We start from the raw sequence: 9091 nt of genomic DNA, 5'->3' as shown, positions 1-9091 counted from the left end.
GCGACGAGCCCGAGCGATCCGGCCGGATCGACGGCACCGCCGATGGTGGCGCAGGTGATCGATGCGCTTGACGACGGTCCGACGACGATCGGTTCGGTGGCGGGCGGCAACACACCGAGCGTGCTGTTGAACGACACGGTGGGCACGACCGCGGCGAGCGTGACGAGTGGCAGTGCGAACGTGACCTTGACGCCGGGAACGGCACCGACGCCGACGAGCGGCAGCCTGACAATGAACGCGGACGGCACGATCACGGTGGCGCCGAACACGACGCCGGGCACGTACACCTATCCGTACCAGATCTGCGCGAACCCGGCGACGACGCCGGCGGCGTGCGACAACGCGATGGCGACGGTGACGGTGATTGACTCGACGACGACGCTGAGCGCGATGGTGGGCAATGTGCCCGAGGTGCTCGGTCCGGGCATGGTGGTGCCGGACGCGACGCTGACCTGCAAGAACACCGGTGCGAATCCGGCGACGGGCGTGAGCTGTGTGCCGAGCAGCAGTGCGGGCACGGTGGGTGCCGCGACATGCGCGGTGAATGGCACGACAGTGACGATGCCGACGACGTTGGGTGTGGGGCAGAGCGTGGTGTGCACGTTCGCGTACACGGCGCCGGGCACCCTGGGTGGCGGCGCAAACACGACGACGGCGGGCAACGTGGGTGGCACGGCGAGTTCGAGCACGGGCAGTGCGCTGAGTGCGAACGCCAAGCCAGTGAATCCGCCGATCATCGATGCGGTGGACGACACGTTCAGCACGGGGTCGGTGGCCGGAGGCACGACGCCGTCGGTACTCGGCAACGACAAGGTCGGTACGACTCCGGCGAGCGTTGCGAGCGGCAGCGCGAACGTGACGGTGGCGACGAACGGCGCGCAGACCTGCACGGGATGCGCGGGTACGCCGACCACGCTGGTGTTGCGTGCCGACGGAACGATCACGGTGCCGCCGGGAGCTACGCCGGGTACCTATAGCGTGCCGTACGAGATCTGCTCGACCGTGGTGCCGACGTCGTGCGACGACGCGGTAGCGACGGTGACGGTCACGCCGTCTGCGGCCGCGATCACGGTGGCGAAGAAGCAGATCAGCCCGGCCACGCCGGCGCAGCCCGGCGAGACGATCGTGTATCAGCTGACCGCGACGAACACCGGCCAGACCATCGGCAATGCGGTGTTCTTCGAGAAGATTCCGGCGAACACGATCGCGACGTTCCCGGCGGCGCTGAGCGGCGCGACGAGCGACTGCACGGGCACCGTGACCGGAGCGGCGGCGTGCACGATCACGATCGCCAACGTGCCGGCGGCAATCGGCACGCAGGTGGGCACGCTGAGCGCGACGCTGACGGTGACGGCAGCCACTCCGCTGGCGAGCGGGGCGACGATCGTCAACCTTATTACCGACGACACGACGATGCCGCCGGCGGGTTGCACGGCCGGTGCCGGCGCGACATGTACGCCGTCGACGAGCTGCACGGCCGGCGATCCGCATTGCGTGAGCACGCCGCTGGCGTCGGCCGACATGGTCGGCGGCGGCACGTCGGCGACGGGCACGATCGGCTCGCCGATCAGCGTGGTGACGACGTGCACGAACAACGGCCCGGATGCCGCGACGAACGCGACGTGCAAAGTGACCGGCGCACCGCCGGGCGCGACGACGACCTGCAATCCGCCGGGCCCGGTGGCGAGCCTCGCGGTGGGAAGCGCGATCACTTGCACGACGACCTGGACGCCGACCTCGCCGGGCACCGTCGTGCTGACGACGACGGCCGGCAGTGCGACGCCGGATCCGGTGCCGAACAACGACGCGACGACCACGCCGGCAGTCATCCCGGGCATGATCAATCCGGTGACCGATTCGGGCACGGTGGCGGCGGGCACGGGCGGCACGGCGATCGCGAACGTGGCGGCGAACGACACGGTCAACACTCACCCGGCGATCCTGGGTCCGAGCGGCAACGCGACCGTGGCGCAGTCCGGCACGTGGCCGCCAGGCATCACGCTCGATCCGAGCACGGGTGCGGTCAATGTCGCCAGCACGGTGGCTCCGGGTGTCTACACGGTGCCGTACACGCTGTGCGACAAGAGCACGCCACCGAATTGCGCGACGGTGAACGACACGGTGACGGTGACCGGCGTGGTCGTGCCGCAGCCCGATTCGGGCACGGTGGCGGCCGGCACGGGCGGCATCGCGGTGCCGAACGTGACGACGAACGACAAGGTCAACGGACAGCCAGCTACGCTCGGCCCGAGCGGCAACGCGACGGTGACGCAAACCGGTACCTGGCCGCCTGGCATTACGCTCGATCCGGCATCGGGTGCGGTGAACGTCGCCGGCACGGTGGCACCGGGCACGTACACGGCGAACTACCAGTTGTGCGACAAGAGCACGCCGCCGAATTGCGCGACGACGACGGTGACGATCACGGTGACCAGCGTCGCCACCGATCTGATGGCGGTCGGTGCGCCGACGCAGACGGTGCCGGTGAACACGCCGGTGACGGTGGTGACGACATGCGTGAACAACGGCCCGCTGCCGGCGACGAATGCGGTCTGTACGGTGACCGGCATACCGGCATCGGCCACGGGCGCGACGCTACCGCATACGACGGCTTCGATCGCGGGCGTTTCCGGTTCGCCGGCCGCGGTCGGTATGCCAGCCGCCGCGCCGGGTACGACGTGCACACCGGTCATGCCGGTGGCGAACTTTGCGGTCGGCGCGGTAATCACCTGCACGACCACGTTCACGCCGACCCAGGTGGGCACGATCACCTTGCCGACGACGGTGAGCAGCGATACGCCCGACTCGAACCCGGCGAACAACACGGCGCCGAGTCTGGTGATCGTGATCGATCAGACGCCGCCGACTCCGGCGGTGCCGGTACCGGTCGCCTCGCGCTGGATGCTGACGCTGCTCGGCCTGCTGTTTGCCGCGGGCGCGATGCTGGGCTTGCGCAAGCGGCAACGCTGAAACGGCCGGGTCTTTGCGAGAGACAGGGACGTCTCCGCACCGGGTTTCGACGCTGGATCGTCGAACGGCGCATATAAAGACCGGCCCGTGGTGAAGCGCGGGCCGGTTTGATCGGTCGATTGCGGGTTAGTCGATACCGGCCATTTCCCGCGGCAGAACAACGTTTGCGACCGGAATCCTGCGTGCAGTCGCACGCGGCACTTGTGTTGCGGCGAAATACTACTTAAATTGGTAGTATGAACTCGCTCACCGCGCGCCAGCAGCAAATCCTCGATTTCATCCGCGAGCACCTCGCCCGCGAAGGTCTGCCGCCAACGCACGAGGAGATCGCGGCGGCGTTCGGTTTCAGCCAACCGCGTGCGGCCGGCTTCCATCTGCAGGCGCTCGCGCAGAAAGGCGCGATCGAACTCGTGCCCGGCAAGGCGCGCGCGATCCGCCTGCCGCAAACGCAACGCGCGGCGGTGCAAGCGATGCCGGCGGATGTTCTGCGCCTGCCGCTGGTCGGGCGCGTCGCCGCGGGTGCGCCGATCGATGCGGACGCGCACGTCGAGCGCGAGATCAGTCTCGACCGTCATCTGTTCCGTCCGCGCCCGGATTTTCTCCTGCGCGTGCAGGGCATGAGCATGCGCGATGCCGGCATTCTCGATCGCGACCTGATCGCCGTGCACCGCACGAGCGAAGCGCACAACGGGCAGATCGTCGTCGCGCGCATCGAGGGCGAGATCACGGTGAAGGAATTCCGCCACGACCGCGGGCGCATCGTCCTGCTGCCGGCCAATCCGGATTTCGAGCCGATCGAGGTCGACCGGCAGGCGAGCGACTTCGCGATCGAAGGCCTCCACGTCGGCGTGATCCGCCTGCCCTGAAGAACGAGCATGGCCGTCTTCGCTCTCATCTCGAATCCGTCGATCGCCGACGTGCTGCGCGATCCGCGCATCTGGCGCGGCGCGGCGAACGACTATGCGGTGCCGTTCGTCCCGTCGGGGCACGCCGCACTCGACGAAGCGCTACCGCATCGCGGCTGGACGCAGGGTGCGATGACCGAAATCCTGTTCGCCATCGACGGCATCGGCGAACTTGATCTCGTCCTGCCCGCACTGGCGGCGCTGACGCGGCAGCGGCTGCATGTGGTTTTCGTCGCGCCGCCGTATCTGCCTTATGCGCCGGCGCTGCTCGCGCGCGATATCGACCTCGGCTATCTGCATTGCGTGGAGACGCCGTCCGACGTCGAGGCGCTCTGGGCCGCTGAGCAGTGCCTGCGTTCGGGCGTCTGCGCGGCCGTGTTGTGCTGGCCGCGTCAGGCGAGCGATCGCGCCCTGCGCCGGCTGCAGGTTGCGGCCGAGTTCGGCAACGCGCTCGGTTTTGCGTTTCGCGGAACCACGGCCGCCACGAATCCTTCCCCGGCGGCCACGCGCGTGCGCCTGCAGATGGATGAGGGCACGCGTGTGCGTATCCTCAAATGCCGCGGCGCGAATCCGCCCGCGCGTTCGATTCCGCTGCGCTCCGCTGCAGCCAGAGTAGGGTAGGCGCGACGATGCTCTGGGCCGCCTTGCTCCTGCCACGTCTCGGACTCGATGCGCTCGCGCGCAGCGCGCCGGATGCCGATCCGCACATGCAAAACCTTGCGCTGATCTCGCGCGATCAGGCGCGTCCGCTGATCGTCGATGCGATGCCGCGGCTGCGCGCGGCCGGCGTGCGCCGCGGACAGACGCTCGCCGCGGCGCAGGCGCTGTGTCCGCAATTGAAAACGGCGCTGCACGATCCGGCGCAGGAACAAAAGCTGCGCGAACTCGTCGCGGCATGGGCCTATGGCTACAGCTCGCAGGTGAGTCTGCGCGAGGACGGCGCGGTTCTGATCGAGATCGGCGGCAGTCTCGGTCTGTTCGGTCCCTGGGCACAGCTCGAACGGCGCTGGCGCGCAGAGTTGAACGCGCTCGGCGTCAGCCATCGTCTCGCCGTCGCGCCGACCGCGCTCGGCGCGCTGGCGCTCGCGCGTGCGCACGACGGCGCGTTGGTCGGCAACCCCGCGACGCTGCGTCAGGCGCTCGACGCATTGCCGATCGCGCATGCGCGATTCGACGCGCTCGTCGTCGATGCGCTGCATGGCATGGGCTTGAGCCGCCTGCGCGAAGTCTACGCACTGCCGAGAGCGGGCCTGATCCGGCGTTTCGGCGCGGCGCTCGTCGACTGTCTCGATCGTCTCAGCGGTGCGGCACCCGATCCGCTTTCGCTGTATCGGCCGCCCGATCGGTTTCACGCGCGCATGGAATTCGACCACGAGATCGAATCGAGCGAGGCGCTGCGTTTTCCGCTGCGCCGCCTGATCGACGATCTGTGCGCCTTTCTCGCTAGCCGCGACGGCGGCGTGCAACAGTTCGATCTGGTTCTTGAACACGATCCGCTGCAGTTCAAGCAGCTCGCGCCGACCCGGCTAACGGTCGGTCTGCAGTCTCCGCAACGCGAGGCGCGCAGTGTGTTCGATCTCTGCGTGCTGCGATTGCAGGCCAGCACGGTGCCCGCGCCGGTACGCGCGTTCGGTATCGTCGCGGCGCACTTGCCGCCGTTCGTGCCGCGCGCACGCGATCTGTTCGACAAGACCGGCGGTTCGCAACTGGACTGGCCCGCACTCGCCGATCGTCTGCGCAATCGGCTCGGTCCCGAAGCCGTGTATGCGCTCGCCGCAGCCGACGATCCACGCCCGGAGCATGCCTGGCGCAAGCGCGAAGCCGGTCCCGCGCCGACATCGGTGCGCCGGCCCGGACTGCGCCCGAGCTGGCTGCTGCGCCGGCCGCTGCCGCTGCGCAATGAGCCGGCACGCATCCTTGCCGGTCCCGAACGCATCGAAGCCGGCTGGTGGGACGGCGGCGACTTGCGCCGTGACTACTACGTGATCGAGACGCGCGAAGGGCAGCGCGCCTGGGCGTTCCGCGGCATTCAAGGCGAAGCGTCGTGGCTGCTGCATGGGTGGTTCGCGTGAGGCGGTCTGCGCATGGACTCGATCCCCGACTATGCCGAGCTGCACTGCCTGTCGAATTTCTCGTTCCAGCGCGGCGCCTCGTCCGCGCTTGAGCTGTTCGAGCGCGCCGCCAAGCTCGGCTACCGCGCGCTGGCGATCACCGACGAGTGCAGCCTAGCCGGCATTGTGCGGGCCTTGGAGGCATCGGAGAAAACCGGCGTTGCGTTGATCGTCGGTAGCGAGATCATTCTCGATGACGGACTCAAGCTCGTGCTGCTTGCCGAGAATCTCGCGAGCTATCAGTCCTTGTGCGCATTGATCACGCAAGGGCGGCGCAACGTGGATGCCGGGAAGGGCAAGTACGTGTTGTCGCGTGCGGATGTGGCTGAGCATTCGCGCGATCTGCTCGCTTTGTGGATCCCAGGTGCCGATCCGTCTGCGAATGACGCAAAGTGGATAAAGCAGCAATTTTTGCAAAATGCGTGGCTCGCGGTCGAACTGCATCGCGGCCCGGACGACGCTGCACGCCTGCGCCAACTGCTCGACTTCGCCGTGAAGCATGAACTGCCCGCGGTCGCCGCAGGCGACGTGCATATGCACGTGCGTCGCCGCCGCGCACTGCAGGACACGATGACCGCGATCCGCCACCGCACCACCTTGCGTGCCGGCAGCGGGCATCTTTTTCCGAACGGCGAACGTCATCTGCGTTCGCGCGAAATGCTTGCCGAGCTATATCCGCCGGCGCTGATCGAAGAAACATTGCGTATCGCGGTGCGTTGCACGTTCGATCTGAAGCGCGACTTGAAATACAAGTATCCGCACGAAATTGTGCCGCAAGGCCATACGCCGACGACGTGGCTGCGGCATTTGGTCGAACATGGTGTCCGCTGGCGTTGGCCCGAGGGCGAAACCGCGGCGGTTCGCGCGCAGATCGAAACCGAAATCGCGCTGATCACGGAACTCGAATACGAGGCATTTTTCCTCACTGTCTACGACATCGTGAGCTTCGCACGTGGCAAAGACATCTTGTGTCAGGGGCGCGGTTCGGCGGCGAATTCGGCCGTGTGTTTCTGCCTCGGCATCACCGAAGTGGATCCCGCACGCTCGACCTTGGTGTTCGGCCGCTTTCTTTCGCGCGAGCGCAAAGAACCGCCCGACATCGACGTCGATTTCGAGCACGAGCGGCGCGAAGAAGTCATTCAACACGTCTACGAAAAATACGGCCGCGAGCGCGCCGCGCTGGCGGCGACGGTAATCAGTTATCGGACCAAGAGCGCGTTGCGCGATGTGACTAAAGCGCTCGGGTTTTCCGCCGACCAGGTCGATCAGCTCAGCCGTTCGATCTCGGTGCATGACGGCAGCGAACGGCTTGCCGCGCACTTGGCCGAAGCCGGCTTCGATCCCGCTGCGCCGGCGGTGCGCCGGGCGATTGCGCTCGCGCGCGAACTGCGCGGATTTCCGCGCCATCTTTCGCAGCACGTCGGCGGCTTCGTCATCTGCGACGCGCCGTTGTCCACGCTCGTGCCGGTCGAGAACGCGGCGATGCCCGACCGCACGATCATCCAATGGGACAAGGACGACCTGGATACGATGGGCCTGCTCAAGGTCGATTGCCTCGCGCTGGGCATGCTGACCTGCATCCGCAAGTGCCTCGATCTGTTGCGCGCGCATCGCGGTCGCGACCTGACGATGGCCAAGATTCCCAAGGAGGACAAAGTCACCTACGCAATGATCCAACGTGCCGATACGGTAGGCGCCTTTCAGATCGAATCGCGCGCGCAGATGGCGATGCTGCCGCGGCTAAAGCCGAAAAAATTCTATGACCTGGTCATCCAGGTTGCGATCGTGCGGCCGGGGCCGATTCAGGGCGATATGGTTCATCCTTATCTGCAGCGGCGAAAAGAGGTGGAAAAGAATCCGGAATCGGTGAAATATCCTTCGCCTGCCCTCGAAGAAGAACTAAAACGCACCTTGGGCGTGCCGCTATTTCAAGAACAGGTGATGCGCATTGCGATAGTCGCTGCCGGGTTCAGCGAAGGCGAAGCCGATGAATTGCGACGTTCCATGGCCGCGTGGAAGCGTCGAGGCGGTCTCGATCATTTACGCGATCGTCTGATCAATGGCATGCTCGAACGCGATTACTCTCTCGATTTTGCCAATCGTATCTTCGCGCAAATGAAAGGCTTCGGCGATTACGGTTTCCCCGAATCGCACGCGACGAGTTTCGCCAAGATCGCCTATGACTCGTGCTGGCTCAAATGCCACGAGCCCGCGGCATTTGCCTGCGCCTTGCTCAACTCGCAGCCGATGGGTTTCTATTCGGCGAGCCAGATCGTGCAGGACTTGCGCCGCCACGGCGCAAAGGTGCTGCCCGTCGATGTGCGTTACAGCGATTGGAATTCATCGCTCGAAGACGACGGCGGCCGGCGTGCGACGGCGGCGAACGCGCAGCCCGCGCTGCGCCTTGGCTTGCGCGAAATTCGTGGCTTCAATGAACAGACGGCGCGGCGCATCGAGACCGCGCGCGCAGAAAGAGCATTTGCTTCAGTCGTCGATCTGTGCGCGCGTGCGCAGATCGATCAACGCAAGCAATCGCTGCTCGCACAGGCTGGTGCATTGCGCGGCCTCGCCGGGCATCGTCATCGTGCGTACTGGGAAATCGCCGGCGTCGAAACGAACCTGCCGTTGTTCGGTCACGACAGTCCGCTCGAAGCAGACGTCGTGCTCAAGCCGCCAAGCGTTGGCGAAAACGTACTCGCCGACTATGCAAGCACGGGCCTCAGTCTCGGTCCGCATCCGGTGTCGCTCGTGCGCGAGCAGCTCGATGCGCATCGCTGCTACCGTTCAAGCCGGTTGCGCAAGATCAAGGGGACTCGGCCGGTACGCGCGGCAGGCCTTGTGATCGGCCGGCAGCGTCCGCAGACTGCGAGCGGCCTCACTTTCGTCACGCTCGAAGACGAGGAGGGGCAGATCAATGTCATCGTGCGCCTCGAACTGGCCGAGCGGCAGCGCCGCGCTTTTCTCGAATCACGTCTGCTGCTCGTCGACGGGCTGCTCGAGTCGGTCGACGGTGTGCAGCATCTGATCGCCGAGGATCTGCAGGACCTGAGCCCGCTGCTTGGCGAACTCGTCAGCCGCAGCCGCGATTTTCATTGAGGGGCCTTT

At 66.4% G+C, this 9091-nt stretch carries 5 protein-coding genes; all 5 read left to right on the top strand.

Translation table 11 applies throughout. From position 1 onward, the window contains the following. Positions 1 to 2970, top strand: a 2970-nt coding sequence (locus FFS30_RS23985; RefSeq protein WP_171014797.1) for a hypothetical protein, incomplete at its 5' end; no start/stop codon positions are given. Positions 2971 to 3206: 236 nt separating this feature from the next. After that, the gene (gene lexA, locus FFS30_RS22400) at positions 3207 to 3836 is read left to right on the top strand and encodes a transcriptional repressor LexA (protein WP_137915418.1); all 630 of its coding nucleotides are present in this window, start codon (positions 3207 to 3209) and stop codon (positions 3834 to 3836) included. 9 nt (positions 3837 to 3845) lie between these two features. Further along, positions 3846 to 4496 (top strand): translesion DNA synthesis-associated protein ImuA, encoded by a 651-nt coding sequence (gene imuA / locus FFS30_RS22395; RefSeq protein WP_137915417.1) that lies wholly within the window; start codon positions 3846 to 3848, stop codon positions 4494 to 4496. Positions 4497 to 4504: 8 nt separating this feature from the next. Next, positions 4505 to 5947 (top strand): DNA polymerase Y family protein, encoded by a 1443-nt coding sequence (locus FFS30_RS22390; RefSeq protein WP_137915416.1) that lies wholly within the window; start codon positions 4505 to 4507, stop codon positions 5945 to 5947. A 12-nt stretch (positions 5948 to 5959) separates the two neighbouring features. Then, a complete protein-coding gene (locus FFS30_RS22385; RefSeq protein WP_137915415.1) occupies positions 5960 to 9082 on the top strand; it encodes an error-prone DNA polymerase in 3123 nt (1040 codons plus the stop codon). The last annotated feature ends 9 nt before the right edge of the window (positions 9083 to 9091 follow it).

This window comes from Rudaea sp. 3F27F6 (assembly GCF_005503555.1).
Lineage (GTDB): Bacteria > Pseudomonadota > Gammaproteobacteria > Xanthomonadales > Rhodanobacteraceae > Rudaea.
The sequence above is the reverse complement of the archived record's forward strand: the minus strand, read 5'-3'. Positions and strand labels throughout refer to the sequence as shown.